Origin of the sequence: Pseudoalteromonas sp. T1lg21 (assembly GCF_002964625.1) — a bacterium.
Taxonomy (GTDB): Bacteria; Pseudomonadota; Gammaproteobacteria; order Enterobacterales; family Alteromonadaceae; genus Pseudoalteromonas; species Pseudoalteromonas gelatinilytica.
The window spans coordinates 97,188-123,852 of sequence record NZ_PQBX01000065.1 but is presented as its reverse complement, the minus strand read 5'-3'; the positions used below and the strand labels follow the sequence as shown (position 1 = coordinate 123,852).

33 protein-coding genes and 1 pseudogene are annotated in these 26,665 nt (G+C 42.9%); 11 read left to right on the top strand and 23 right to left on the bottom strand.

All coding sequences use genetic code 11. The annotated features are described in order from the left end of the window. Window positions 1–759 precede the first annotated feature (759 nt). The 18 genes from rplQ to C2M25_RS19985 all read right to left on the bottom strand — a co-directional run bounded on the left by rplQ (window position 760) and on the right by C2M25_RS19985 (window position 11,460). Window positions 760–1,161: a 50S ribosomal protein L17 gene (gene rplQ, locus C2M25_RS20070; RefSeq protein ID WP_004589197.1), complete on the bottom strand. Its 402-nt coding sequence runs from the start codon at window positions 1,159–1,161 to the stop codon at window positions 760–762. 39 nt (window positions 1,162–1,200) lie between these two features. Next, window positions 1,201–2,187: a DNA-directed RNA polymerase subunit alpha gene (locus C2M25_RS20065; RefSeq protein ID WP_004589198.1), complete on the bottom strand. Its 987-nt coding sequence runs from the start codon at window positions 2,185–2,187 to the stop codon at window positions 1,201–1,203. Window positions 2,188–2,211: 24 nt separating this feature from the next. Next, complete coding sequence (rpsD, locus tag C2M25_RS20060; protein WP_036974007.1) at window positions 2,212–2,832, bottom strand: 30S ribosomal protein S4; 621 nt, start codon at window positions 2,830–2,832, stop codon at window positions 2,212–2,214. A 21-nt stretch (window positions 2,833–2,853) separates the two neighbouring features. Continuing rightward, complete coding sequence (gene rpsK, locus C2M25_RS20055) at window positions 2,854–3,240, bottom strand: 30S ribosomal protein S11 (protein ID WP_036974009.1); 387 nt, start codon at window positions 3,238–3,240, stop codon at window positions 2,854–2,856. Window positions 3,241–3,253: 13 nt separating this feature from the next. Further along, window positions 3,254–3,610, bottom strand: coding sequence for a 30S ribosomal protein S13 (gene rpsM, locus C2M25_RS20050; protein ID WP_036974011.1), 357 nt, complete (start codon window positions 3,608–3,610; stop codon window positions 3,254–3,256). Window positions 3,611–3,738: 128 nt separating this feature from the next. Next, entirely contained in the window at window positions 3,739–3,852 is a 114-nt protein-coding gene (gene rpmJ / locus C2M25_RS20045; protein WP_002959476.1) for a 50S ribosomal protein L36, read from the bottom strand. 22 nt (window positions 3,853–3,874) lie between these two features. Next, entirely contained in the window at window positions 3,875–5,203 is a 1,329-nt protein-coding gene (gene secY / locus C2M25_RS20040; RefSeq protein ID WP_063702319.1) for a preprotein translocase subunit SecY, read from the bottom strand. 10 nt (window positions 5,204–5,213) lie between these two features. Beyond that, on the bottom strand, window positions 5,214–5,648 hold the full coding sequence (gene rplO / locus C2M25_RS20035) for a 50S ribosomal protein L15 (protein WP_036974015.1): 435 nt from the start codon (window positions 5,646–5,648) through the stop codon (window positions 5,214–5,216). A gap of 4 nt (window positions 5,649–5,652) precedes the next feature. Further along, window positions 5,653–5,835, bottom strand: coding sequence for a 50S ribosomal protein L30 (rpmD, locus tag C2M25_RS20030; protein ID WP_016710201.1), 183 nt, complete (start codon window positions 5,833–5,835; stop codon window positions 5,653–5,655). Between the two features lie 3 nt (window positions 5,836–5,838). After that, window positions 5,839–6,345 (bottom strand): 30S ribosomal protein S5, encoded by a 507-nt coding sequence (gene rpsE, locus C2M25_RS20025; RefSeq protein WP_063702321.1) that lies wholly within the window; start codon window positions 6,343–6,345, stop codon window positions 5,839–5,841. A 9-nt stretch (window positions 6,346–6,354) separates the two neighbouring features. Then, entirely contained in the window at window positions 6,355–6,705 is a 351-nt protein-coding gene (gene rplR, locus C2M25_RS20020; protein WP_036974021.1) for a 50S ribosomal protein L18, read from the bottom strand. Window positions 6,706–6,714: 9 nt separating this feature from the next. Next, window positions 6,715–7,248, bottom strand: coding sequence for a 50S ribosomal protein L6 (gene rplF, locus C2M25_RS20015; RefSeq protein WP_063702324.1), 534 nt, complete (start codon window positions 7,246–7,248; stop codon window positions 6,715–6,717). 13 nt (window positions 7,249–7,261) lie between these two features. Further along, window positions 7,262–7,654 carry a 30S ribosomal protein S8 gene (gene rpsH / locus C2M25_RS20010; RefSeq protein WP_063702326.1) on the bottom strand — a complete coding sequence of 131 codons (393 nt, stop codon included), beginning with the start codon at window positions 7,652–7,654 and terminating at the stop codon, window positions 7,262–7,264. Window positions 7,655–7,675: 21 nt separating this feature from the next. Beyond that, complete coding sequence (rpsN, locus tag C2M25_RS20005) at window positions 7,676–7,981, bottom strand: 30S ribosomal protein S14 (protein WP_063702327.1); 306 nt, start codon at window positions 7,979–7,981, stop codon at window positions 7,676–7,678. A 10-nt stretch (window positions 7,982–7,991) separates the two neighbouring features. Beyond that, the gene (gene rplE / locus C2M25_RS20000; RefSeq protein WP_063702328.1) at window positions 7,992–8,531 is read right to left on the bottom strand and encodes a 50S ribosomal protein L5; all 540 of its coding nucleotides are present in this window, start codon (window positions 8,529–8,531) and stop codon (window positions 7,992–7,994) included. A 16-nt stretch (window positions 8,532–8,547) separates the two neighbouring features. Next, window positions 8,548–8,862 (bottom strand): 50S ribosomal protein L24, encoded by a 315-nt coding sequence (gene rplX / locus C2M25_RS19995; RefSeq protein WP_054554391.1) that lies wholly within the window; start codon window positions 8,860–8,862, stop codon window positions 8,548–8,550. Between the two features lie 10 nt (window positions 8,863–8,872). Then, window positions 8,873–9,241, bottom strand: coding sequence for a 50S ribosomal protein L14 (gene rplN, locus C2M25_RS19990; RefSeq protein WP_010378257.1), 369 nt, complete (start codon window positions 9,239–9,241; stop codon window positions 8,873–8,875). A 275-nt stretch (window positions 9,242–9,516) separates the two neighbouring features. Next, window positions 9,517–11,460, bottom strand: a complete 1,944-nt coding sequence (locus tag C2M25_RS19985; RefSeq protein ID WP_063702332.1) for an AsmA family protein — start codon at window positions 11,458–11,460, stop codon at window positions 9,517–9,519. Between the two features lie 229 nt (window positions 11,461–11,689). On the opposite strand from C2M25_RS19985, the gene C2M25_RS19980 reads away from it, so the two are divergent. The 4 genes from C2M25_RS19980 to C2M25_RS19965 all read left to right on the top strand — a co-directional run bounded on the left by C2M25_RS19980 (window position 11,690) and on the right by C2M25_RS19965 (window position 14,601). Continuing rightward, window positions 11,690–12,109, top strand: a complete 420-nt coding sequence (locus C2M25_RS19980) for a hypothetical protein (RefSeq protein ID WP_063702334.1) — start codon at window positions 11,690–11,692, stop codon at window positions 12,107–12,109. 8 nt (window positions 12,110–12,117) lie between these two features. Continuing rightward, the gene (locus C2M25_RS19975) at window positions 12,118–12,318 is read left to right on the top strand and encodes a helix-turn-helix transcriptional regulator (RefSeq protein ID WP_063530018.1); all 201 of its coding nucleotides are present in this window, start codon (window positions 12,118–12,120) and stop codon (window positions 12,316–12,318) included. A gap of 151 nt (window positions 12,319–12,469) precedes the next feature. Then, entirely contained in the window at window positions 12,470–13,636 is a 1,167-nt protein-coding gene (locus C2M25_RS19970; protein WP_063702344.1) for a hypothetical protein, read from the top strand. A gap of 287 nt (window positions 13,637–13,923) precedes the next feature. Next, the gene (locus tag C2M25_RS19965) at window positions 13,924–14,601 is read left to right on the top strand and encodes a TorF family putative porin (RefSeq protein WP_063702346.1); all 678 of its coding nucleotides are present in this window, start codon (window positions 13,924–13,926) and stop codon (window positions 14,599–14,601) included. A 63-nt stretch (window positions 14,602–14,664) separates the two neighbouring features. On the opposite strand, the gene C2M25_RS19960 is transcribed toward C2M25_RS19965, so the two are convergent. After that, on the bottom strand, window positions 14,665–15,561 hold the full coding sequence (locus tag C2M25_RS19960) for an aldo/keto reductase (protein WP_199775199.1): 897 nt from the start codon (window positions 15,559–15,561) through the stop codon (window positions 14,665–14,667). 167 nt (window positions 15,562–15,728) lie between these two features. On the opposite strand from C2M25_RS19960, the gene C2M25_RS19955 reads away from it, so the two are divergent. From C2M25_RS19955 to C2M25_RS19940, 4 genes are read left to right on the top strand one after another with little or no spacing between them, the layout of a single operon-like run. Next, window positions 15,729–16,439, top strand: coding sequence for a YIP1 family protein (locus tag C2M25_RS19955; RefSeq protein WP_105174358.1), 711 nt, complete (start codon window positions 15,729–15,731; stop codon window positions 16,437–16,439). Window positions 16,440–16,486: 47 nt separating this feature from the next. Further along, window positions 16,487–17,653: an efflux RND transporter periplasmic adaptor subunit gene (locus tag C2M25_RS19950; protein WP_063702349.1), complete on the top strand. Its 1,167-nt coding sequence runs from the start codon at window positions 16,487–16,489 to the stop codon at window positions 17,651–17,653. Beyond that, window positions 17,653–18,360 carry an ABC transporter ATP-binding protein gene (locus C2M25_RS19945; RefSeq protein WP_063702351.1) on the top strand — a complete coding sequence of 236 codons (708 nt, stop codon included), beginning with the start codon at window positions 17,653–17,655 and terminating at the stop codon, window positions 18,358–18,360. The genes C2M25_RS19950 and C2M25_RS19945 overlap by 1 nt, the downstream gene beginning before the upstream one ends. Beyond that, window positions 18,353–19,591 (top strand): ABC transporter permease, encoded by a 1,239-nt coding sequence (locus tag C2M25_RS19940; RefSeq protein WP_063702354.1) that lies wholly within the window; start codon window positions 18,353–18,355, stop codon window positions 19,589–19,591. The genes C2M25_RS19945 and C2M25_RS19940 overlap by 8 nt, the downstream gene beginning before the upstream one ends. On the opposite strand, the gene C2M25_RS19935 is transcribed toward C2M25_RS19940, so the two are convergent. Further along, window positions 19,592–19,915, bottom strand: a complete 324-nt coding sequence (locus tag C2M25_RS19935) for a Bor/Iss family lipoprotein (RefSeq protein ID WP_063702356.1) — start codon at window positions 19,913–19,915, stop codon at window positions 19,592–19,594. Continuing rightward, a complete protein-coding gene (locus C2M25_RS19930) occupies window positions 19,912–20,226 on the bottom strand; it encodes a Bor family protein (RefSeq protein ID WP_054554401.1) in 315 nt (104 codons plus the stop codon). Before C2M25_RS19930 ends, C2M25_RS19935 begins: the two co-directional genes overlap by 4 nt. A gap of 175 nt (window positions 20,227–20,401) precedes the next feature. On the opposite strand from C2M25_RS19930, the gene C2M25_RS19925 reads away from it, so the two are divergent. From C2M25_RS19925 to C2M25_RS19915, 3 genes are read left to right on the top strand one after another with little or no spacing between them, the layout of a single operon-like run. Next, on the top strand, window positions 20,402–21,256 hold the full coding sequence (locus C2M25_RS19925) for an endonuclease/exonuclease/phosphatase family protein (RefSeq protein WP_105181967.1): 855 nt from the start codon (window positions 20,402–20,404) through the stop codon (window positions 21,254–21,256). An 8-nt stretch (window positions 21,257–21,264) separates the two neighbouring features. Further along, a complete protein-coding gene (locus C2M25_RS19920; protein WP_063702541.1) occupies window positions 21,265–21,627 on the top strand; it encodes a DUF5329 domain-containing protein in 363 nt (120 codons plus the stop codon). A gap of 29 nt (window positions 21,628–21,656) precedes the next feature. Continuing rightward, window positions 21,657–22,334 carry a nitroreductase family protein gene (locus tag C2M25_RS19915; RefSeq protein WP_054554404.1) on the top strand — a complete coding sequence of 226 codons (678 nt, stop codon included), beginning with the start codon at window positions 21,657–21,659 and terminating at the stop codon, window positions 22,332–22,334. Here the strand turns inward: C2M25_RS19915 and C2M25_RS19910 are convergent. Both C2M25_RS19910 and C2M25_RS19905 read right to left on the bottom strand, forming a co-directional pair. Continuing rightward, window positions 22,327–23,388 (bottom strand): efflux RND transporter periplasmic adaptor subunit, encoded by a 1,062-nt coding sequence (locus tag C2M25_RS19910; RefSeq protein WP_063702361.1) that lies wholly within the window; start codon window positions 23,386–23,388, stop codon window positions 22,327–22,329. The genes C2M25_RS19915 and C2M25_RS19910 overlap by 8 nt on opposite strands. Then, window positions 23,378–26,664, bottom strand: a pseudogene (locus tag C2M25_RS19905) (efflux RND transporter permease subunit). Before C2M25_RS19905 ends, C2M25_RS19910 begins: the two are co-directional and overlap by 11 nt. Between the last annotated feature and the right edge of the window lies 1 nt (window position 26,665).

Here is a 26,665-nt window from a genome sequence, read left to right as displayed (position 1 = left end):
CATGCTCAATGAATTCTGATTTTGATATCTTTCGATATCGAATTGACTATGAAGTCACTCAGTTACATTTGAGACTCTAAATTTGTTTGCTCCACTTAGTAAACTAAGCTTCGCTGTTAGAACCCAATCTGTACGAGTGCCCACACAGATGATTGCTTTATATTGTTAAAGAACATTTGATTCACTTTCGTGTCTCAAGGGCTGTGCATTCTACGCAAGCCGTTATTTTTGTCAACACTTAATTTTGAGAAAAGTTTATTTTTCAAAACTCAGTCTTACTTGACTCAACCAACTCGTCGTTTTGCTTTTCTGTAAGCAGTCCGCCGTGTCGGTGGATGCGCATTATAGGGAGATCCGAATTGAGATCAACTGTTTTTTGAAGTTTTTATGAAAAAAATGACTGTTCGCGCAAAATACGAACGAAACGCGTAAAAATAGCACTAAATCACTCGTATTAGGCCTATATAGCCACTGTATTTTATATATATGCCTGTTTTTAACTTCTATAACAGAAGATGTTGCTATTAAAGAACGCGGTGTGATCTTTATCTGTGATCTTAGTTGCTAGGTGCTAGGTGCTAGGTGCTAGGTGCTAGGTGCTAGGTGCTAGGTGCTAGGTGCTAGGTGCTAGGTGCTAGGTGCTAGGTGCTTCAAGATTGTATTGTGAAGTTTGGGGATTGATAGAGTTAATTTATTGATAAGTGAATTTCAGAAAGTAAAAAGCCGAGCATAAGCTCGGCTTTTTGGTGTCTTTACGACTTACTCTGCAGACTGCGCGTCTTCTTGAACTTCTTCGTTTGTCGCTGGGCGACCAACTAGTTCAATATAAGCCATTGGTGCATTATCACCAGCACGGAAGCCACACTTAAGAATACGAGTGTAACCACCAGGACGGTCTGTATTACGTGGACCGATTTCGCTGAATAATTTACCAACTACTTCATTATCACGCGTGCGAGCAAACGCTAAACGGCGGTTTGCTACACTGTCAGTCTTAGCCAGTGTGATTAAAGGTTCAATTACACGGCGCAACTCTTTAGCTTTAGGCAAAGTTGTTTTGATGATTTCATGTTTCACCAAAGAACCAGCCATGTTGCTGAACATCGCTTTGCGATGGCTGCTGTTACGGTTTAATTGACGACCACTCTTACGATGGCGCATGACCCTATCCTTCTAACTAAACTAATATAGTGATTTAGATTATTCAGCTAGGCTTGCAGGCGGCCAATTTTCTAGGCGCATACCTAGAGAAAGACCACGTGAAGCTAGCACGTCTTTAATTTCAGTTAGAGACTTCTTACCTAAGTTAGGCGTTTTAAGAAGCTCAACTTCAGTGCGCTGAACTAAATCACCGATATATTGAATTTGCTCGGCTTTCAAACAGTTTGCTGAACGTACTGTTAGTTCAAGATCATCAACTGGACGAAGTAGAATAGGATCGAATTCTGGCTTCTCTTCTTTCTCTTCTGGCTCAGTTACATCACGTAAATCTACGAATGCATCTAATTGCTCAGCTAAGATAGTAGACGCACGGCGGATCGCTTCTTCAGGATCTAAAGTGCCGTTCGTTTCCATATCAATGATTAACTTGTCTAAGTCTGTACGTTGCTCAACACGGGCTGATTCAACCGAGTACGCAATACGTTCAACTGGGCTGAATGATGCATCAAGCAGCAGACGACCAATTGGACGCTCATCGTCATCAGAGGATAAACGACTAGATGCCGGCACATAACCGCGACCGCGCTCAACACGAATACGCATGCTGATCTCGCTGCTATCTGTCGTAAGGTGACAGATAACGTGATCTGGGTTGGCGATAGTTACATCACCATCGTGCTGAATATCAGCCGCAGTCACAGGGCCTACACCAGATTTAGTCAGGGTCAGAAAAACTTCATCTTTGCCTTCTAAAGTTACTGCTAGACCTTTAAGGTTTAACAGAATTTCAATGATGTCTTCTTGTACACCCTCTTTCGCGCTGTACTCATGCAATACACCGTCGATTTCTACTTCAGTTACTGCACATCCAGGCATAGATGATAACAGTATACGGCGTAAGGCATTACCCAAAGTGTGACCGAAGCCACGCTCTAATGGTTCTAAAACTACTTTAGAACGCGTAGGGTTGATAGCGTCGATATCGACTAACCTTGGTTTTAGGAATTCGGTAACAGAACCCTGCATTTTATCCTCTCTTAACTCTTAACTTTACTTAGAGTAAAGTTCGACGATTAGTTGTTCGTTAATGTCCGCAGACAGATCTGAACGCTCAGGTAGGCGCTTGAAGCTACCTTCCATTTTCTTACCGTCAACTTCAACCCAAGTCGGCTTTTCACGTTGCTCAGCCAACTCTAGAGCAGCGATGATACGTGCTTGTGTTTTTGACTTCTCACGAATTACAACAGTATCTTCTGGAGTAATTACGTATGAAGGGATGTTCACTACACGACCATTAACTAAAATCGCTTTGTGGCTAACTAACTGACGTGCTTCAGCGCGTGTGCTAGCAAAACCCATGCGATATACAACATTGTCTAAACGTTGCTCTAAAAGCTGTAACAAGTTTTCACCTGTATTACCTTTAAGGCGAGCAGCTTCTTTGTAGTAGTTACGGAATTGCTTTTCTAATACACCGTAGATACGACGTACTTTTTGCTTTTCACGTAACTGTAAACCGTAATCAGATAAGCGACCTTTACGAGCGCCGTGCTGACCAGGTGCAGTCTCAAGTTTACACTTAGAGTCGATAGCTCTTACGCCGCTTTTAAGGAACAGGTCAGTACCTTCACGACGACTCAGCTTGAGCTTAGGGCCCAAATATCTTGCCATGTTATTTCTCCTAACCTATTGTTAAACGCGACGTTTCTTCGGTGGACGACAACCGTTATGAGGGATTGGCGTCACGTCAGTGATGTTGGTGATACGGTAACCAGCAGCATTCAAAGCACGTACAGCAGATTCACGACCTGGACCTGGACCTTTAATGAAAACTTCTAGATTTTTTAAACCGTATTCTTGAGCAGCAGTACCTGCACGCTCTGCAGCAACCTGAGCCGCGAATGGAGTAGATTTACGTGAACCACGGAAACCTGAACCACCTGCTGTTGCCCAAGATAGTGCATTACCTTGACGGTCGGTAATTGTTACAATAGTGTTGTTGAAAGAAGCATGAACGTGAGCCATACCATCAGCAACTTGCTTTTTAACCTTCTTACGACGAATTGGTGCTTTAGCCATAATCTACCCCACCTTATTTCTTGATAGGCTTGCGAGGACCCTTACGAGTACGCGCGTTAGTCTTAGTACGTTGACCACGTAGTGGTAACGAACGACGGTGACGTAGGCCACGGAAACAACCAAGGTCCATAAGGCGCTTGATATTTAATGTAACTTCACGACGAAGGTCACCTTCTACAGTGTACTTGCCAACTGCTTCACGCAATACGTCAAGTGTTTCGTCTGAAAGTTCACCGATTTTTGTGGTCTCGGCGATACCAGTCGCTGCTAAGATAGCCTTAGAGCGAGTCTTACCTATGCCATAAATAGCAGTTAAACCGATAACTGCATGTTTATGATCAGGGACGTTAATGCCAGCGATACGGGCCACTAACACATCTCCTATATTTGAATTTGGTTATCATCTGTTTGAAAAGCCCGTAAGGATACTCAAACGAAGACCAAATCACAACTAAAAACACAGGCCGAGTGAATAACTCAGCCTGCACGACTGTTTAATTAGCCTTGCCTTTGCTTGTGCTTAGGCTCACTGCAAATTACGCGTACTACACCAGCACGTTTAATAACTTTACAGTTACGGCATATTTTCTTAACGGAAGCACGTACTTTCATTGCTCAACTCCGTAAAATGACCTTATCGGCCGTAGCCTTTAAGGTTTGCTTTTTTCAGCACAGAATCATACTGATGTGACATCAGATGCGTCTGTACTTGTGCCATAAAGTCCATGATTACAACAACGATAATCAAAATTGATGTACCGCCGAAATAGAATGGCGTTTGCCATGCCATAGTCATGAATTCGGGCACCAGACAGATAAAGGTTATATACAAAGCACCTGCCAATGTCAGGCGTGTCATCACTTTATCAATGTATTTAGATGTCTGCTCACCTGGACGAATACCTGGGATAAATGCGCCAGATTTTTTCAGGTTATCTGCTGTTTCACGCGGGTTAAATACCAACGCGGTGTAGAAAAAGCAGAAGAAGATAATAGCCGCAGCTAAAACCATCGCATATAAAGGCTGACCTGGAGTCAACGTTGTAGCGATTGCTTGTAGCACATCAGCGACCGGACCTTCACCCTGGCCGAACCAGCTTGCAATTGTACCAGGGAACAGAATTATACTGCTAGCAAAGATTGGTGGAATAACACCCGCCATGTTTACTTTCAGTGGTAAGTGCGTGCTTTGAGCAGCAAATACCTGACGACCTTGTTGACGCTTCGCATAGTTAACGACGATACGACGTTGACCACGCTCGAAGAATACAACTAGGTAAGTAACAGCGAATACGATTACAGCAATCAATAACAGTACAAGTACATTCAGATCACCTTGGCGCGCCATTTCGGCTGTCGAACCAATAGCAGACGGCAGGTTAGCTACGATACCAACAAAAATCAGAACTGAAATACCGTTACCGATACCACGTTCTGTAATTTGCTCGCCCAACCACATTAGGAACATAGTACCTGTTACTAAACTCACTACAGCAGTGAAGTAGAAACCGATACCAGGGTTAACAACTAACCCGTCCATCATGCTCGGTAAGCTGGTAGCAATACCGATTGATTGGATAGTAGCAAGCACAAGCGTGCCGTAGCGTGTGTACTGGCTAATTTTCTTACGCCCTTGCTCACCTTCTTTCTTAAGCTCTATAAACGGCGGATACATATGCGTTAATAGTTGCGTAATAATCGAAGCCGAGATGTACGGCATAATACCCAGTGCTAACACTGAAGCGCGCTCAAGCGCACCACCGCTGAACATGTTAAACATTTCAACAATGGTGCCCTTTTGTTGCTCGAAGAAATCGGCAAGTACAGCGGCGTCAATCCCAGGGATCGGCACGAATGAACCTAGACGGTAAATAATGATAGCACCTAATACAAATAGTAATCGACGCTTCAATTCCGAAAGCCCACTTTGTGCACTTTTCATATCTTGACCTGGTTTAGCCATTAGTACTTCCTTAGTCTTCTACCTTGCCTCCGGCAGCTTCGATAGCTTCGCGAGCACCTTTAGTCACTTTAAGACCTTTAACGGTAACTGCGCGTGAAACTTCGCCAGATTTTACTACTTTAACGAACTGGATGTTCTTTTTAACTAGACCAGCTGCTTGTAACGCGTTTACGTCTACTACATCGCCTTCAACTTTAGCGATTTCAAAAAGGTTAACTTCAGTAGATACTAATGATTTACGTGAAGTGAAACCAAATTTAGGTAGACGACGTTGCATAGGCATTTGACCGCCTTCGAAACCAACGCGTACTTTACCGCCAGAACGTGATTTTTGACCTTTATGACCACGGCCACCAGTCTTACCAAGACCAGAACCGATACCACGACCTAGACGTTTCTTTTCAGTTTTTGCACCAGCAGCAGGTGAAAGTGTATTCAAACGCATCGAATTAACCCTCAACCTTTACCATGTAAGAAACTTGGTTAATCATACCACGCACACATGCTGTGTCTTCTAACTCAACAGTGTGATTGATACGACGTAGACCAAGACCACGTAATGTAGCTTTATGCTTCGGTAAACGACCGATAGAGCTCTTTACTTGTGTTACTTTAACAGTTTTATTAGCCATGGTTTACCCCGTGATTTCGTCAACGCTAAGACCACGTTTAGCAGCGATAGCTTCTGGAGAGTTCATGTTCTCAAGAGCAGCAATCGTTGCACGAACGATGTTGATCGGGTTAGTTGAACCGTATGCTTTTGACAGTACGTTCTGTACACCAGTTACTTCTAGTACTGCACGCATCGCACCACCGGCGATGATACCTGTACCTTCAGAAGCAGGCTGCATGTATACTTTAGAACCCGCGTGGCGACCCTTGATTGGGTGCTGTAGCGTGTTGCCGTTTAGTTCTACGCTGATCATGTTGCGACGTGCTTTTTCCATTGCTTTTTGAATAGCAGCTGGAACTTCACGTGCTTTACCATAACCAAAACCTACTTTACCTGCGCCGTCACCAACTACAGTTAGTGCAGTGAAGCTAAAGATACGACCACCTTTAACCACTTTAGACACACGGTTTACCGCGATTAGCTTTTCAGCCAAATCAGGCTGTTGTTGCTTTGCTTCTACGTTAGCCATTGTCTACTCCTAGAATTGCAGACCGGCTTCACGCGCTGCATCAGCAAGCGCCTTCACACGGCCGTGATATTTAAAGCCACTGCGATCAAAAGCAATCTTTTCGATGCCTTTGTCAGCTGCACGTTCAGCAACCGCTTTACCAACTGCTTGAGCAGCTGCAACGTTACCTGTGCCTTTAACTGTTTCGCTAATTGCTTTTTCAACAGTAGAAGCAGCAGCCAGTACAGTACCCTCAGCAGTAACTACTTGAGCGTAAATGTGACGTGGCGTGCGGTGGATAACAAGACGCGTTGTGCCTTGTTCAATGTAATTTCTACGAGTGCGTTTAGCACGACGTAGACGAGCTGTTTTTTTATCCATCGTCTTACCTTACTTCTTCTTAGCCTCTTTACGGCGTACATTCTCGTCCGCGTAACGAACACCTTTACCTTTATAAGGCTCAGGTTTACGGTATGCACGGATGTTAGCAGCTGTTTGACCAACTAACTGCTTGTCTACGCCCTTAACTAGAACTTCTGTTTGGCTTGGTGTTTCAATCGTAATACCTTCTGGTACTTCGAAATTAACTGGGTGTGAGAAACCAAGAGTTAAGTCTAATACTTTGCCCTTAGCTGCTGCACGGTAACCAACACCTACTAACTGAAGTTTCTTCTCGTAACCTTCATGCGTACCAACAACCATGTTGTTGATAAGAGCGCGAGCAGTACCTGCTTGTGCCCATGCATTGACTACGCCTTCACGAGGTAAAGTTGTAATAACGTTGTCGTTAACTTGTACTTCAACAGCGTCGTTGATAGTGCGAGTTAATTCACCGTTTTTGCCTTTAACTGTGATTTCCTGGCCTTTTAATGTAACTTCTACACCGGCAGGAACATTGATTGGTGCCTTTGCTATGCGAGACATAGTTCCCCTCCGATTAAGCTACAAAGCCAATGATCTCACCACCAACGCCGGCACTACGTGCTGCGCGGTCTGTCATTAGGCCTTTAGAAGTTGATACGATAGCGATACCAAGACCACCCATTACCTTTGGTAATTCGTCACGTTTCTTATAGATACGTAGACCAGGGCGGCTAACACGCTGGATATTTTCAATAACAGCTTTGCCTTCGAAATATTTTAATTCGATAGAAAGCTCAGGCTTCGCTTCACCGCTTACAGCGTAATCTGCGATATAACCTTCATCTTTTAATACTTTAGCTACTGCTACTTTCAGTTTTGAAGTTGGCATCGTTACTGATACTTTCTTCGCTGACTGACCGTTACGGATACGTGTAAACAAATCCGCAATAGGATCTTGCAAGCTCATAGTCTTACTCCCGTGATACTATTACCAGCTAGCCTTTTTAAGGCCAGGAATTTCACCGCGCATAGCTGCTTCGCGAACTTTGATACGGCTCATGCCGAATTTGCGAAGGTAACCGTGTGGGCGGCCCGTAACGTTACAACGATTACGTTGACGTGAAGGGCTAGAATCACGTGGTAAAGCTTGTAGCTTTAATACCGCGTCCCAACGATCATCGTCAGATGTTTTCACATCGCTGATGATAGCTTTTAGTGCCGCACGCTTTTCAGCGAACTGAGCAACTAATTTAGTGCGCTTTGCTTCGCGCGCTTTCATAGAATTCTTTGCCATAACCCTACCCTTATTTCTTGAATGGGAAGTTAAACGCTTCTAACAACGCACGGCCTTCATCATCTGTTTTCGCAGAAGTAGTGATAGTGATATCAAGACCACGTACACGGTCTACTTTATCATAATCGATTTCTGGGAAGATGATTTGCTCACGTACGCCCATGCTGTAGTTACCACGTCCATCGAAAGACTTAGCACTTACACCACGGAAGTCACGGATACGTGGGATAGCGATTGAAACCAAACGCTCAAAAAAGTCCCACATACGCTCGCCACGTAGGGTTACTTTACAACCAATTGGGTAACCTTCACGCACTTTGAAGCCAGCAACTGATTTGCGTGCTTTAGTGATTAGAGGTTTCTGACCAGAGATTGCTTCTAGATCCGCAACAGCGTTATCTAGGATCTTCTTGTCAGCTAGAGCTTCGCCCACACCCATGTTTAATGTGATCTTTTCGATCTGAGGGACTTGCATGACAGAGCTGAAACCAAACTTCTCTTGAAGCTCAGCAACTACTTTGTCTTTGTATAATTCATGCAGTTTCGCCATCATTCTACTCCAACTATTAGATAGTTTTACCAGTAGATTTAAAGATACGTAATTTCTTACCATCTTCAATCTTGAAACCTACACGATCTGCTTTACCCGTTTCCGAGTTGTAGATCGCAACGTTTGATACGTCGATAGACGCTTCTTTCTCAACAATACCGCCAGCTTGGTTCAACTGAGGAACAGGCTTTTGGTGCTTCTTGATTAAGTTGATGCCTTCGACAAATACTCGACCAGATTCAGCAACAACTGAAAGCACTTTACCGCGCTTACCTTTGTCTTTGCCTGCTAGTACGATTACTTCGTCATCACGACGGATTTTTGCTGCCATGATAGACTCCTTATAGTACTTCTGGTGCTAGTGAAACGATTTTCATGAACTTTTCAGTACGAAGTTCACGAGTCACAGGGCCGAAGATACGAGTACCAATTGGCTGTAAGTTATCGTTTAAGATAACAGCCGCATTGCTATCGAAACGGATCAAAGAACCGTCCGGACGACGAACGCCTTTTTTAGTACGCACAACTACCGCGTTTTTAACATCACCTTTCTTCACTTTACCGCGAGGAATAGCTTCTTTTACAGAAACTTTGATGATATCGCCAACCGCTGCGTAGCGACGGTGCGAACCGCCAAGGACTTTAATACACTGCACTTTGCGAGCGCCGCTGTTATCAGCAACGTCCAGCTGAGTTTGCATTTGGATCATGTTAATGACCTCCGGTGTAGAAATTACAACACGCCTTAATTTTGTTTAAAATCAAGACATTTCGGTTAAATTCCACTCAAAAAACAAGCAAGTTGTCTCTTAAGGGCGGGCAATTGTAGCAGCAATGGCAAGGAAGTGGTAGGTTATTTTTTAATTAATTTGGAATTAATCGCAATGCCTGCATTGAGGAATTACAGCAGCTTGCTGGTTTGTTATTGATTATAAAACAAACAGGGCGCAAATGCGCCCTGTTTTAGTATTTAATTAAATTTTAATTAATTACCAAATAGACCTTTTAATTTGTCTTTAATTTTATCTTTAGCTTTTTCTTTCACTTCTTCTTTCGCCGCATCACTAACATCTAAGCTATAGCCAACATCATGAAATGGACCTTTGATACGCAGTGGAATTTTAAAGCCTGTGCTGTCATCGGTCGTGCCTTGACCTTCGATTGAATCAACAATACCTGTCACTAAACGGTAATCAACAGTCGTCATTGGTAAATCAACCTTACCTGAACCAGTAATACGGACAAGCGGGCTAAGTAGCGACAAGTCTTTATTTTCACCTACACCATTAGTGAATACAAAACTGCCCTTCAATGCCGAGAAGTCTGTTTGCTGTGAGTTATCAAAGCCAGTATCTAACCCTTCAGATACTGCACTTAAGTTACCTTTTATAAGCTCTTTTGCTTTACGAACCATCTCTGCGATGTTGGCACCTTTTACCGCACCATCTGCAAACTCAAAGCCTAACTTACCATTTAATGCATTAATAAAGCTCTTTTGACTTTGACCTGTGGTCGTAAGATCCCAGTTTAGAGAGCCTTTACCCATCAACTTATCGAAACCAGCTGCATCAGTCAGTAATGGCTGTGCATCAATTTTATCTAAAGCAAAGTTGGTACTAATTTTATACGGTGTTTGCTTGGCATTGACGGTGATCACACCTTTACCATTGCCTTCATAAGCAACAAACTTATCTAGGCTGATTTTAGCCACTGCATTTTTTAGGTTCACCGTTAACTGGTTTTCACCAAGAGTAATATCATTTGCTTTTAAGCCACTTGAACGCACGACTACATTTGCATCCAATGCATTTAAGCCGCTCATGTCAATTGCAGTATCATCCCAAACAATTGGCTGTGCAGGCGCATCTGCTGCAGGCTCTGCTTGTTCTTCTTTAGCTACGCCCTCCGGTAAGTAAGGGTTTAAATCAAGCATCCCTAAATCAATATCGGCATTTACAGCTAAACGGTCACCAAGCTTAATATCGCTTTTACCTTTAATTTGCAGCTCATCTAGCGTGGCTAGTAGCTCAGTAAGCTTAAACTGCTGTCCTTTTAGGTGCATTGAACCTTTTACATTAAAGGCATTAAACGCATTTTCTTTTGCATTAAGCTCTACACCTTGCCAGCTCGCAATGTTTTTAACAGAGTCACCACTAACAGAAAGAAGCCCTTGCACATCATTACCCATTTCTGCAATTGCACCTTTAAAGTTCAAGTCGACTAAGCGAGAATCAACCTCAGTGCTGACATTAAAGGTTTCGCCTTCAATTGCTTTTACCGGTGTATCTAGCGTGACATCTAAGTTAAAGCGCTCACCCATATAGGTAATACCGCCTTTTAACTCTAAGGTCTTACGAAGAGAAGGTAATAAGATGGCTAACTCTAAATCGCTTATCTGTTGTTTTGCCCCGGTTTTACCGTCTAGATAAGTAAAAGTACCGCCATAGATTGCCACTTCACCAAGCTCGATATCAAAGTTATCTGGTAAGTTAACTGCGCTAGAACTCTTTTGCTGCTCTGTCTGTGGTTGCTCAGCAACCGCATCAAATAATTGCCAGTTTGCTTTACCATTTTTATCGGTTTCTAACAAAATCGTTGGTTCGTTAATCACAAATTTATCTAGCTTAAACTCACCGCCAAATAACGACATCCAAGGGATACGAATAGCAAGTTGTTGCATGCTCGCCATATCTTTTTGCGAGCCCGTTTGCATATTGGCAAAGTGCACATCATTCAATTCGAGTTTTAATGATGGAAATACCGACAACTTTTTATCGCCGTTAATAGTCAGACTACGACCTGTGGTTTGTTCTACTTGCTCCGATACTTTATTAAATATCGCGTCTGTAGGTATGAGAAATGGTGCTGCGACTACCAATGCAATCAGTAATACGAAGATGACACCAACGATTTTCAGTAAGGTTTTCATAATCATCCTTAAAAATGGGCAAACAATGTTCATATCATAGCGGGAGTTAGGCGCAAATGCATTGCCCAACACATAAAAAGGTTCGTAAACAAGCTTAGGTACAAGAATATGAATCAGCGCTGAAACTTTTTGATACCTACAGGTTACAAAAAAACTTGACCACATGATACCCTAGGGTTACATTGATACCTATAGGTTACATTTGAGTTGAAAATAAAAGGAAACGATTATGTCTAAGCAAGATATCAAAACGGAAGAAAAGTTTATGAGTCATAACGCATGGTTTTCAATATTCATGGGGGTCACGTTATTAATTATTAGTGTTTACCCAATGCTCAAGCAAACATCAGTGCCTTTACTGTTTATTGGTGGTGCCGCATTTATTGGTTCATTCTTTATGTTTGTAATTAGAGGTGGATTTACATGGAAACTTGGCTATCGCCTTACATATAAGGATGAATTTTTAAATACGGTTGATACCATCGCTTATAAACATGTTGTGCTTGGATTACTTTTTAGCATGGGGGCTATTTTTTTATTAGCTGATGAACTTGCTTTAAATGTATCTCATAGCATGATGGCCACATTTTACCTTGCCTTGATGTGTTTGATATATGGCGTATCAATTATTTGGCAAAGTAGAGACTAGGTGTAAAAGTGCAAAATAATATCGCTAAATTCCGTAAAGATAAGGGGTTATCGCAGCAAGAACTTGCTGATGCCATTGCAGTATCACGTAAAACCATTAGCACAGTTGAAACAGGCCGCTTTATACCCTCGGTGATTATCGCGTTAAAAATTGCTGCTCACTTTGAGCTCAGTGTTGAACAATTATTTACACTCGATGACAATGATTAATTAACCACGTCAGACGCAATCTTACTTATAAATTATCAGTAAGATTGCATCATTTCATTACTTCGGTATGATGCACGCCCCTGTTGTTTTTGCACCCTGTGTACTAAAATTAAACAACCCAATTTAGTCAAAACTGGAGTATCGATTAAGCATGAAGAAACTGCTTATTTCACCGTCAAAAATGGCGCTTGGCGAGCAAGAAAGTCAAATTTATCAAAACATCCTCAAGCAAGCCTCTGATATCAGCTTAAACCTAATGGCAGTTAAAGTAGAAAATCACCCTGAAGACTTTTTAGGTTGGTGCTATGAGCTATTAAGTGCAAGCCGCGATCGCATTAACTACGATCTGTTAGAAGATAAGCAATTACCGACACTTAAAAAACTTCATGACTTATTAATTTCTGCAATCAGCTTTTTGCAGCTAAAAACACTAAGGGTTGCGCCATGGCCTGTTATCGCAGGCTTCATCGAACAGCATAAAGAACTGATAGCGCTTGATGAGCAACTACGCTTGGCTAATTACCTTGCAGCAATTAAATCGCAATCACTCAAAGAAATGATCCCTGAAGACCGTTTAGCGTTTTCAGGTAAACACAGTGCTTCACTAGACCCAAGCAGCTATAACTTCGACGTTGAATGGTTTGCTTCTACCAAGAACGCAAAAGGTTTCCACCAAATGTTGAGTGATTTACCTGGCGCATTTGATGAAGCGCTTGCACACATTCCACTCGAGGGTGAAGTAACGCAAGAACATTATCAGCATTTTATGGTTGCTTACTTCATGGCATTTAATGGCAGCGATGAAAAACCAACGCTTGCTCCTGCTACTCGCTTACTTGCGATGCGCCGACCTGACGTGTTTACACCAATCGTAAATAGTAAGCTCGATGCTCTTTGTGCGGCATTAGGCATTACTAAGCTTAATAACCGCGATTTTGAGCGCTACTGGCAAGATGTTGTCGAAGCCATTCATAGTATGCCTTGGTTCAAAATGGCCAACGCAGCAAATGAGCTTGAACACTCTCTGGTTGAAATCAAAGCCCTATTACCGAGCTTCTTTTATTATGCAGATAAAAGTACCGCTGATAACTCAAACTATATTAAGTTGTTAAACAAACCTAAGAGTACCACGAGCTCAGCAGGTAAAAAGACCGTACGCCGTGGCAAAGAATCAGCTGAGATACTGGTAGACCGTGCACTAGCAAGCGATGATATCCCTGAACATATCAAAGCTAAGCGCGATTCAATCATCAGTGAAGTTGAAAAAGGCCGCAGCGTCGAAGAAACAATTAGTCTAATGCGTGCAATTTTCGGCTAAGTCACTCTCAAATAAGCAAAACCCGGTTGCTTCGCAATTGTGCAATCGGGTTATTTATTGCACCACACGTGTGCGCATGAATAATTCAAATAACCACCCCTTCCAAAATTAAACAAGCTTAAAAGTCTGTTTTTAAAGCGTTTAAGCATAAAATATCCCATACAAAATGAACTTGGCACAACCAGTGCAATATCGTATCCAGACAACACATAGAAAATGTCCTCAAATAATAACCAGACTGCAATCTGAAATGGGACAAAATCAACATAACAACAGGATACAGAAACATGCTAAAACTAAAAAAAACGGTCGCAGCAAGCGCCCTTGCGCTATTAACTTTGAGCTCAACATATAGCTATGCAGAAGTCACAGCAAACGCTGCGGCAACTTCAAACTACTTATGGCGTGGTCAAGAGCAAGGCGGTGGTGATGCTGCAATCCAGGGTGGTATCGACTACGCAAGTGAATCTGGCTTTTATGCAGGTACTTGGGTGTCGAATGCTAGCTGGGCTGACGACATGACTTACGAGCTAGACCTTTATGCTGGTTTTGGCGGTGAAATCAATGAAACCTTTAGCTACGATGTTGGCTACATTTATTATGCATACCCAGATGCAGCATCTTACACAGATGCAGACTTCTCAGAAATCTACGGTAGCATTAGCATGGGTAGCTTCACCTTTGGTGCAGCAATACTAGCAACATCAGCAGCAAGCGGTGACGGTACAGATTTTGGTGATTCACTTTATTTAAATGCTGACTACAGCTTCCCAGTTGGTAGTACCGGTGCAGAAATGGCCCTTCATTTAGGTCATTACTCAGGGGATTTCATTGGTGATGATGACATCATCGACTACGGCGTTTCAGTGTCGAAAGACGGCTTTACTTTCGGTCTTTCAGACAATGACATCGATGGTTCAGATGTAAAAGTGTACGTCGCTTACGCGGTTGACTTCACTTTATAAAGAATGTGTTACTTGCTGCAACACGAAGGGCCGTAAGGCCCTTTTCTCATTTTGGGCTGTACGTTAAGGCACACTATGACCAGTTGAGCCTTGCCAAATGCGATACCATTGTTCACGGTTCATTGTAAGCTGCTTAGCTTCAACCGCTGATTTAACACGCTCAATATTCCCCGTACCGAGTACCACAGACGGTGCACTTGGGTGCATTAACAGCCAAGCATAAACAACTTGATCAATGGCTGTGGCGCCAATTTCAGCACCAACCTGCTCTAGCACTGCACGTAAACGTACCGCTTTTTCATCATCACTTGAGAATATACGACCCCCAGCTAATGGTGACCAAAGCATAGGTTTGATATCGAGCAATTGGCATTGGTCTAAGCTGCCATCATCAAGCGCTTTCATTTCGTAAGGAGAAAACTCAATTTGATTGGTCACAAGCTCAAAGTCTAAACGCGACTGCAACAGGCTAAGTTGCGATGGCGTAAAATTAGATACACCAAAGTCAAGCACATCACCATTTGCTTTTAGGGTATTAAATGCTTGTGCCATTTCATCGGCGTTCATTAAGTAATCAGGGCGATGGATAAGTAATACATCTAAACGATCAGTGTTGAAGTTTTTAAGTGACTGCTGTGCTGAGGCAATTATATGCGCGGCACTTGAATCATAATGGTTTGCTTTGCCTTGCAATCCTAGGCTTGCAAACGCAGGCTTGATACCACACTTAGTGATTATTTTGATTTCATCACGAATACTTGGTTTTAGTTTAAGTGCTTTACCAAATTCGGCTTCACAACCGTATTCACCGTAGATGTCAGCATGATCGGTATGTGACACCCCCATCTCTATTGCATTTTCTAAAAAACTTAAGCATTGCTGTGGCGTTATCTGCCAATCTAACAAGCGCCAGAATCCTAATACCAACTCATCAATACAACGACCTTTGCTATTCACCATAACGACCTACTATTCCTAATAAATTCGACTCAAATTAATCCTTAAACCATATCACAGATTTACTAATCACAGCTGTTAACATACAGTTACAAAACAAATTGCTAATTTGTTACTAAACAGGATATTTTAGTACCTAAAAACAAATGTTATAAAACAAGGAATAAAAAATGAAATCATCAAATGTCATGACTGCTTTGGTTGATATTTTTATCAGCCCGAGCAAAGCTTTTAATGGCTTAAAAGAAGCAAAAGGTTGGTCTTTTGTTGCCTTTATCTTACTTGCCGGCATTCTCGCTGCCAGCATGTTTGCTTTTTACAATAAAGCTGACCCGCAATTTTTAATCGATCAACAAGTCGCTGTTGCCAGTGTAGATGCCACTATTGCAGAACAAAAAATGATTCGCCAAAGCATGGAGCAAACCATTGATTTGCAAGTTTGGTTTGCAATGTTTGGTGGCATTATTGGTCTAGCTGTTATCAATGCCCTGATGGCAGGCTATTACCTATTTGTATCGAAGCAAGACCCAGAAGCTAATTATGGTTATGGGGCTTGGTACGGCTTTGGTGTGTGGACTATGATGCCAATGATTATCTCAAGCCTTGGTTTACTCATCTTAGTATTAACTGCAAGTACTGACCAAATATCACAATCATTATTTAACTATGCTTCAATTAACCAACTTTTGATTGGCTTAGAAATTGGCCACCCATTTTACACCTTACTTGAAAGTCTCAATATCTTTTCTATTTGGGGCATTTTCATCGCAGCTATCGGTTTGAAAAGTTGGACTAATTTCACTTTCAATAAAGCGCTACTGTTTGCAGCCCTACCAAGTATTGTTATTTACGGTATTTGGACTGTAATCGCGCTCGTTTAATTCTGCTTTGAGCGGCAATATGCCGCTCTTAACATCAAGGAAGTAACATGAAAAAAGCCATTATAATTGGCCTCGCTGTTACAGCATTTGTCGCTTTACTAATCTCAAAACAAGTCACCGGCAATAAAGATGCACCAGAAATGCATATTGCAGAAGTTGAACAAGGCAATATTGCCGATTCAATTTTAGCCTCTGGTAACCTAGTCTTTAATACCCAAGTGCAACTGCGCTCAGAAGTGACAGGCCGTGTAGCTAAAGTGTTTGTCGAGGAAGGTGAAAGTGTCACTGAGGGCGATATTTTAATGCGCCTAGATACGACCGCGTTTGAATCTGAAGTTGCCCGCAACAAAGCCGTGCTTCGCGCGACCGAAATCGACATTAAGCATAGCGAAACCCGATTAAAAAATATCGAGCGTCAATTAAGCCGCCAAAAAGAGCTTTATGAAGTTGGCCTTGCTGGCCAAGAAGTGTATGAAAACCTACAAAATGCCCGCGATTTAGCAAAAATAGATATTGAAGCAAAACGTGAAGCTTACAACCAAGCCCAAGCATCATTATTGATTGCTGAAGACCGTTTAAATAAAAGCGTGTTTCGCGCTCCAATGAGTGGCCTACTTGCTTCGGTAAATATTAAAGAAGGTGAAACCGTTATTGCGGGAACAACCAACATTATTGGCTCAGACTTGATGCTAGTAGCCGATCCAAGCGCAATATTAGCCGAACTTCGAGTGGATGAAACCGATATCGCCGGTATCAAATTAGACCAACATGCAGATATCTATGCTGCCGCTTACCCAAATCAACCTTTTACTGGCAAAGTAATAAACATTGGCACATCAGCAAAAAATCAAGCCGGTTCACAAGGCTTATCATTTAAAGTCAAAGTACTACTTGATGCCACTGACCGCCAGCTATATGCCGGAATGAGTTGCCGCGCAGAAATCGCCACGAGCATTGCCGAAAATGGCTTAAAACTCCCCATCGAAGCCATTCAAAAAGAGGATGATAGCTACTTTGTCTGGAAGCTTAACGCAGATAACACAGTAACTAAAACAGCTGTTACGGTAGGTATTTCTTCAGATATCGAACAAGCGCTAACCAGTGGAGTTTCTCAGGGAGATCGTATTGTTATCGGCCCTGCTAGACCACTTAGTTCACTTAAAGAGGGTGATACGGTAGCCGTTAAAAACAGCCCTGAAAAAGGTGCTAAATAATGTCTGCGGTGATCAAGCTCAGCAATATCAATAAACAATACAAAATGGGCGAACAAGTTTTCAAAGCCCTTGATGATATTAATATTGAAATTGCTCAAAATGAGTACGTTGCCATTATTGGCCCTTCGGGTTCAGGTAAATCAACCCTGATGAACTTGCTTGGCTGTTTAGATACTCCCACCAGTGGTGACTACTATTTAAAAGATAAGTTAGTAAAGCGCATGACCGAAACGGAGCTTGCTCACCAGCGTAATGAAAGTGTTGGCTTTATTTTTCAAAGTTTCAATTTATTACCACGAGCATCCGCTCTTGAAAATGTTATGCAGCCTTTGGTGTATCGATTTATCTCTGCCAAAGAGCGAAAACAACAAGCGCTCGAATCATTACAACGGGTCGGCCTTGGCGATAAGGTCAATCACCTTTCGAGCCAGCTTTCTGGTGGCCAACGTCAACGTGTCGCTATTGCACGCGCACTAGTTACTAAACCCCATATTCTACTTGGTGATGAGCCTACCGGTAACCTGGATAGTAAAACCACCACTGAGATCATGGCGCTATTTGATGAGCTTCATAACGAAGGGCACACCATTATTTTGGTTACTCACGAACAAGATATTGCTGATCACTGCCAACGGGTTATTCGTTTGGTTGATGGCAAGGTTGTCAGTGATACCCGAAAAGGTGAAGGAGCAAGGCAACATGTTTAAATCTGCTATCGCTGTAATGGAAGGAACAAAAGCCGCATTGATGGCAATTAAAGCCAATGCAATGCGCAGTGCACTTACCTGCTTGGGCATTATTATTGGAGTTGCTGCGGTTGTGACCGTGGTGGCAGTAATGCAAGGGTTTACCAAACAAATTAATGATCAGCTTGCTGATATGTCTCCCGATGTCACCAATATCAAACCTTACACAAGTATGGAAAAAGAAATGGTGGGGCAACAAGCAAAGCTGACTTACAACGACTTTTTAACTCTAAAAGCACGCGTTAAAGAAGCCGAAACCTTTACTGCACTGATGTTTACTTGGCGCTTTTCTGGCGCAGCTGAGTATGGCAATAAAAGCCATGCTTCTCGGGTAATGGGCACCGAGCAAGACTACCAAAAAGCTTACCGCACCTACCCAGAACTCGGCCGATTTATTCGCGCAGAAGATGATGAAAAACGCCGTCGAGTGGCATTTATCGGCCCTTCAATTATCGAAAAGCTTAACCTACCTGAAAACCCTGTAGGTGAATATATCAAACTCGGTGGTGAGTGGTTTCGCATTATTGGTGTTGCTGAAAAACAAGGTAGTTTATTAGGTTTTGACCAAGACGATTACATCAATATTCCGATAAGTACCATGAGTGCATTAGAAGGCGGCAGTGTTGATACCAATGTACAAATGATGTTTCGGTTGAAAGACGATGCTAACGAAGCGCAAGTACTGGGTAAAATTCGCCGCATCTTACGTCAATTACATAAACTGAAAGACGGTGAAGATGACGACTTTGAATTTGAAACAGCTGAAAAAGCCCGTGCTAATATCGATAAATTTACCGGAAGTGCTACCGCAATTACCGCGGGGATAGTGGGTATTAGCCTGGTAGTTGGTGGTATTGGTGTGATGAATATCATGCTGGTTTCGGTAACAGAGCGTACTCGTGTGATTGGTACTTTAAAAGCATTAGGGGCAACACCAGGCTTTATAATGCTGCAATTTTTAGTTGAAGCGGTGGTGCTATCACTGTTTGGTGGTTTAATTGGTTTAGCGATAGGGTATGGTGCCGCGGCACTGATTTCGTTATCAGTGCCGAGCATGCCAGATGCCTACATACCGGGTTGGGCGATTATGCTGTCATTTGGCTTTACTTCATTGATTGGTATTGTATTTGGCTTAGCACCCGCTATTAAAGCGGCACGCTTAAACCCAATTGATGCACTGCGTTATGAGTAACTAGTCTGGCTTGTAAGGTACTTGAGCACAGCTTATTTCAACTGTTTTTGGGTACCAAATAGGCCCAACTTGGTTTACTGCAACTTCAGCTAGACCATTAGTGAACGACTTATAAGTGTGAACGGTTTGCCACTCGGAATCTGGGCACTCCTCAGATAAGTCGACTGGCTTTGAACCTTCGTAAAGCGCCGCGGCAAAGTTATGATGCCATTGCTCTGTTGCAGCTGCTTTATTAGCTTGAACGGCACTGCCGTTATCAAAGTAGATATTTGTGCAACCACTTAAGGTTGCCACTAACACAGTTGTTATTAGTAGGCTTTTCATAGTTGTTGCTCCTGTGCTTGTTGCTCACACCATACTTTTACTGTGTGAGGAGCATAAATTCCGAGTGTAACGAGTCCTAATGCGCCATCAGCGAATGTTTGTTGCGATTGCATTTGGGCAACTTTTTTATCTTGGCAAATAGCCTTTACATCAACGCGCTCTTCACCAACGAGGCCCCACAAAAAGAATGGGCGGCTATCTTGGTAATCAGCTTTAGTGGCTAATTTATTGGTTGTTTTTTCTGGCACTATGGTGACTGATGAACACGCTGTCACCGATAAGGCAAGCAGCATACAGGCCATTTGTTTCATGAGTAGTTCCTTTGTCTGAGTTGTTAAGCTCAGTAAGTATAAGAATATGAGTACTCATTTTGGGTAAGAAAGCGTATAGAAATTGTAGAAAATACTACAGTTTCTAACATTTAGCCTTTGAACTAAACTGAGGCTTACAACGACTAACTCTCAAGGAAAGTAACTAAAGGTTATTATGACGGCATATCTGCGTATATTTTTATTACTTGTGTGTTTTAGTGTGCTGTCTTGGTATAGCTTTTCAAGCGATCCTAGCTCTGATGAGCAACAAGGTATCACCAAAACCGCTGAAAACCTTGCTAATTGCCAACAGCAGTTAGCACAAAGTCGCATGCAAACTTACGCAGAACATTATATTTTGCCCTATCAGTTTAAGTTATTGAGTTGGAATATTTACAAGGCACAAATAGATGGCTTACTCACCGATTTGCAAAACCTAAATGCCGATGCTGATATTGTGTTACTGCAAGAAGCTATCGAAGAACCCGCGCTTACAAAACTCAAACCCTATTGGCGCTTTGCTAAAGGCTATAAGAGCGGCGGCGTGCAATCTGGGGTTATGACACTCAGCCGCTGGCCCGCCGCAGTGCATTGTACACTCACCCATAAAGAGCCTTGGCTACGTAGTCCAAAAGCGACCAATATTGTGGAGTATGCGCTGCCAAATCAACAGTTATTACTGAGTATAAACCTGCATGCCATTAACTTTACGATGGGTGTTAGTGACTTTAAACAACAGCTCGACGATGCCGCCGCTATTATGCGAACGCATAAAGGCCCTATCGTATTTGCTGGTGATCTCAATACCTGGAGTGATGAGCGCCAAGCCTTATTACAGCAAACATTAACCCAGCTAGGTTTACACGAAGCTATTTATTTAAATGATAAACGCACCAAAGCATTTGGATTAGCACTTGACCAAGTATGGGTGCGTGGTGTCAAAATAGAGACAACTATAGTGCCTGAGCTTGTAAGCTCAGATCATAATCCAATAATTGCAACCCTAACCATAGAGCAAAAAGTACAGTGAAAGTAACAATGAAAGGATATTGGTTAATCGCATTAATGTTATTGAGCATTAGCCAATTCAGTGATGCAGCAACCCCAGAACAAGAGATAAATCACCTCATTGATTTTGTCGCTAAAAGCGATGCCGTATTTATTCGCAACGGCACCGAGCACTCAAGCCAAGATGCTGCCGAACACCTTGCTATGAAGTATCGAAAAGCGACCCGCTATGCAAAAACGGCCGAAAAATTTATCGAAAATTTGGCGAGTAAAAGCTCATGGAGCGGTAAGCCCTATAAAGTAAGACTCAGCAATGGGTCGTTACTCAATGCAAAAGATTGGTTGAGCAATGAATTAAAAGAGTACCGCCGAAACCAACATATTCATAATTAAAATCATCAACACACAAGAAGCGAAAAGCCATGCAAGAACACAAAAATCAGCCTCTCAATGACTTTATTGAGTACCCTCATGACGAGATGCTAAAACGCGCCGAAGAGTTTTTAGCCGTGAGTCAGCGTCGCCACAGTATTCGCAGCTTTAGCGATCGCCCAGTGCCAAAAGAAATTATCGAAACCTGTATTAAAGCGGCAGGCACTGCACCGAGTGGTGCCAATCATCAACCTTGGCACTTTGTAGCAATACACAGCAGCGATGTGAAAAAACAAATTCGTGAAGCCGCTGAAAAACTAGAGCGCTCATTTTATGAAGGTCGCGCAGGTGAAGAATGGTTAGATGCCTTAAAACCACTTGGCACCGATGCCAGTAAGCCCTACCTTGAGCATGCACCTTGGCTAATTGCCGTGTTTAGTCAAAAGAAAGGCGGTATTTCTGCCGATGACAAAAATACCAATTACTATGTTCATGAATCTGTTGGCCTAGCAACCGGCTTTTTAATTCAAGCACTACACAGAGCTGGCCTTGCTACCCTTACGCATACACCAAAACCAATGAGCTTTTTAACCGAAATTTGTGGTCGTGATAAAGATAATGAGCGCCCTTACATGCTTCTAATTGCAGGCTACCCAGGCACAGATGCAACCATCCCTGAGCATGCCTTAGTGAAAAAGTCGCTGGACGAAATAGCGACCTTTATTTAGCTTTAAAATCAACAGCCAGCACATCACCCGGGTTTAAACCTGAAACGATGTGCTGCTTACCATCGAGCATTTCGCCAAGGCGCACATAGCGACGCACTATCTGATTATTTTCAAGTAAATAGACCATACTCAATTGGCCATATTGCTGCACCCAGCTTGACTCAATCAACACCCCTTTTTCAGTGGCGAGTGGTAATTGTAATTGCGCATAAAGACCAGGCATTAACCCAGTTTGGGCATCTGTTTCTAAACGAATTTCCATACTACGCGCAGCACTATCAGCAACGGGCACAATTTCTGTCACTGTGGCAGGCATTGACGTAGATAAAGCAGGTAATTTGACCGTTAGAGTTTGCCCAACATTCAACTTAATTGCTTGTTGTTCTCTGACATTAAATGCTAATTGCAATTGTTGTGGGTTATACAGCGCGAGTAATGGCGTGCCAGGAGTTGCGGTATCGCCAGGCTCTGCAAAACGCTCAACCACAACACCTGAAATCGGCGCTTTAATTTGCGTAAAACTCAGTGCAACTTGCGCTTGTGTTTGCTGCTGTTTAGCAATCGCTAGGTTCGCAGTTAAATTATCGAACCTTGCTTTTGCATCGTCGTATTCGCTAACAGATACCAAACCTTGCTTGTATAAATCGTTAATACGCTTAAGTTGTTTCTCTGCTTGAGTCAGCGACGCATTAATTGCATTTATTTGTGCTTCGCTTTGAGCAAGCCCAGCTTTAAAGTCATCTTGCTGCAAGGTAATTAACACATCACCCTGTTTTACAGTATCGCCAGCGCGTACATTTAAACGCTCAACTTGTGCCATAACCCGTGATGAAATTTGCGTATTTTGTTTTGCAATCACGGTGCCCGGTACAACTTCATCACGCGCAATATCTGCCAGTGTCACTGTCACTAACTGACCAGTGTAATCATTTGCTGATGGGTTTTTCATGCCTGCAGCTTGCTTATCAGAGAAACTGCCCGCCATGTAAAGTACCGCCACAATGATCACAGATAACGCGATGATTGAACCAATAAGTTTCGATTTACCCTGCATGAGCTTGTTCCTCTTTGGCTGCATCCTTTGCAAACACTAAATAATAAACCAATGGCACAACAAATAATGAGAACAATGTTGATGCCACAATACCAAAAATAATTGCGATCGCTAGACCGCTAAATACCGGGTCTAGGGTGATCACCAAGTTACCTAATAAGGTGGTTCCCGCAGTCAGTAACACAGGGCGCATACGCACCGTACCTGCGGCAATCAAAGCCTGTTTAATTGCCATACCTTGGCTGCGAGCTTGATTAATAAACTCAACTAAAATAAGTGAGTTACGAACCACAATACCAGCAAGTGCAATCATGCCAATCATGGCTGTTGCAGTGAATAACACCGGCTCTGGAGCACCAGCAATGCTGCGCTCTCCAAATTGATTTAATAGCCAAAAGCCCGGCATGATCCCTATTACGGTTAATGGAATAGCCGACATGATGATCAGTGACAAACTCGCAGAGTTTGTTTGAATGCGTAAGATGATGAAAATGGCAGTGAGCGCAAACGCAAAGGCAATACCCATATCTCTGAATACATCAATGGTAATTCGCCATTCGCCTTCACCACTAAAGGTCACGTCAGTGCCAGCAGGTAATTGCCAAGCTTGGCTGCCGCCATTATTGAAAAAGTGCCTACTTTGCCAATCAGTTTGGCTAAATTCGTCAGCGCTAATGCCTAAGTCGGCATTGACGTCAGCAATAATTTCAGCGGGTGTACGGCCATTTAGCTCAGCCATTACATACACAACATTACGCTGATCTTTACGCATAATTGGCTTGGCAACATCTTGATGCTGAAATTCACCTAACTCAGATAGCGCCACCAGCGGACGTGGTGCACTTTGTAGCCCAAATTCATCACTGGTTTTTGCAAGCTCCCTTTCACCACGAACTTGTAATGCCAGCAATTGAGCAAATTGGTTACGATCTTGATAAGGCAGTTGTAACTTTATATCGACAGGGTCTGTTTCGCCGCTAACATATAACACCCCAACATTTTGTCCATGTGAGGCAATGGCTAAGGTCTGGGCAATATCTTGCGTAGACACCGCCGACAATGACGCTTTACTTTTATCAGTAACAAAACGCTGTAAGGGCGCATTGGCAGCAATACTGGTATCAACTTCAACCACATGCGGCTCTTGTTTTAACCTTGCAGCAACAGCAAGAGCAGCTTGATAGTGCGTGTCTGTATCAACAAATGGCTCACTGTAAACTTCAGCCACTAAGGTACTTAAAACCGGCGGACCCGGTGGCACTTCAACCACTTTAATTACAATGCCATCGGTTGCCAGTGGCGCTAATGCAGCACGCAAGCGCATGACCACGCCATGAGATTGATGATCACGCTCAGTTTTGTCGAGCAGTAATACTCTGAGTTCAGCAAGGTTCGCGGCTTCACGTCGATAATAACCACGCACCATACCATTAAAGTCCATGCTTGATGGCTGACCAACATAGGCTGCCGCCTCACTTACTTCATTTAATTGCCAAGTGATGGTTTGTACTTGTCTAGTGAAAGCGGCGGTTTGCTCAAGGCTTGTGCTTTCTGGCATATCGATTAAAACTTGCAACTCGTTTTTATTATCAAACGGTAATAGCTTTAAAGGCACTGCACGCATTACGGGTAACATGGCACTGGCGACAAACAAGGCTAATGTAGTCCATAAAACGAGTTTGGCGTGGCCTTTAGACTCAAGTAATGGTGATAATATGCGCTCATATAAGCCATGCTGATTGGCATCAAGTTGTACGCTGTCATCGACTGGCGCTTTAAGTAGTTTCATTGCCAACCAAGGCGTAACAAAAAATGCCACTATGGTCGAAACCATTACACTAATTGGCACATTAAATGCCATTGGTGCCATGTACGGCCCCATCATGCCAGTGATAAACGCAAGTGGGATGAACGCCACCATAATGGTTAATGTAGACATAAACAGCGCCACACGAATTTCGCTCATGGCATCAACTATGCGTTGTTTTTTATCGCCTTTGTGGGTTAAAAAACGACTTATGTTGTCTATCCCAGTAATTGGATCATCAACTAATAACCCCAAAGAAAGTATTAGTGCAAATAGTGTGACTCGGTTAATTGTATAACCAAAGGCAAAATCAAGTGTCAGGGTGATGCCGTAGCAAATAGGCACCGCTAAACCAACCACAATTGCTGGTCGCCAACCTAAAATACGCCAACAAAAATAACCACGGTAAATACCGCAAACACTAAGCTTGAGGTAAGGTTATTTACTTTTTCGTTCGCGGTTTGGCCATAGTCACGCAGTACAGTGTAGCCCACTTCATCTGGCAATAGATTAGCCGATAAAGTGTCCATCATGCTGTGCACTTCGTTGGCCACAGCGACCGCATTGGTGCCAGCTTGTTTAGCGACACTAATGGTCACTAAAGGAAGTTGTTGCTGGTTATCTGATTGAGCCAGCCATTGATAGCTTTGTGCTTCGCTTGGACCATCACTCACCTCGGCGACATCACTTAGGTAAACACTCTTACCGTTTACCACGTTGACAACAAGCCGTTCTATCGCAGATTGAGAACGTAAAACATCACCCACTTGTAAGGCAATTTGCTGCTTACCTTCAACAACACTGCCCACGTTCACCAATTGATTAGATACGCTAAGCGCATAATACACATCGGTTAGGGTTGTTTGATGGGCAGCTAAAGCGCTTGCATCAAGGTTAATCGTTAATTGACGAGTTCGACCAGCAATCACTTTCACTTCGCTGGTGTTTTCGATGCGCTGTAAACTGTTAGCGATTTCGTTGGCAAAACGAGTTAGTTGATAGTCATCGTAAAGTTTTGGATCTTTACTAAATAAGCCCAGCATCACAATGGGCACATCGTTCACTTCAACCGGACGTATTTGCCATGAGCTGATCACTGACGCCATCGTGTGTTGATAGCTATAGAGTTTAGCGTAAGTGTCGAGAATGGCTTGCTCACGATCATGACCGACTTCGAAGCGAAGAGTAACGACAGCAGCATTACTTTGTGTGGTCGAGTAAATATGCTCAACGCCCGTTAACTGCGCCAATAACTTCTCCAATGGTTCAGTTACCAGCCTAGCTACTTCTGGGGCTTCAACGTTTGGTGCTGCCACATATATATCAAGCATCGGAACCACAATTTGCGGTTCCTCTTCACGCGGGGTTTGCTTTAATGCCATTAAGCCAAGCAGCACCGACATAATAAAAATAATAACGGGAAGGCGGCCGCTCAAGCTGTTTTTTACTGCATTATCGATAGCATTCATT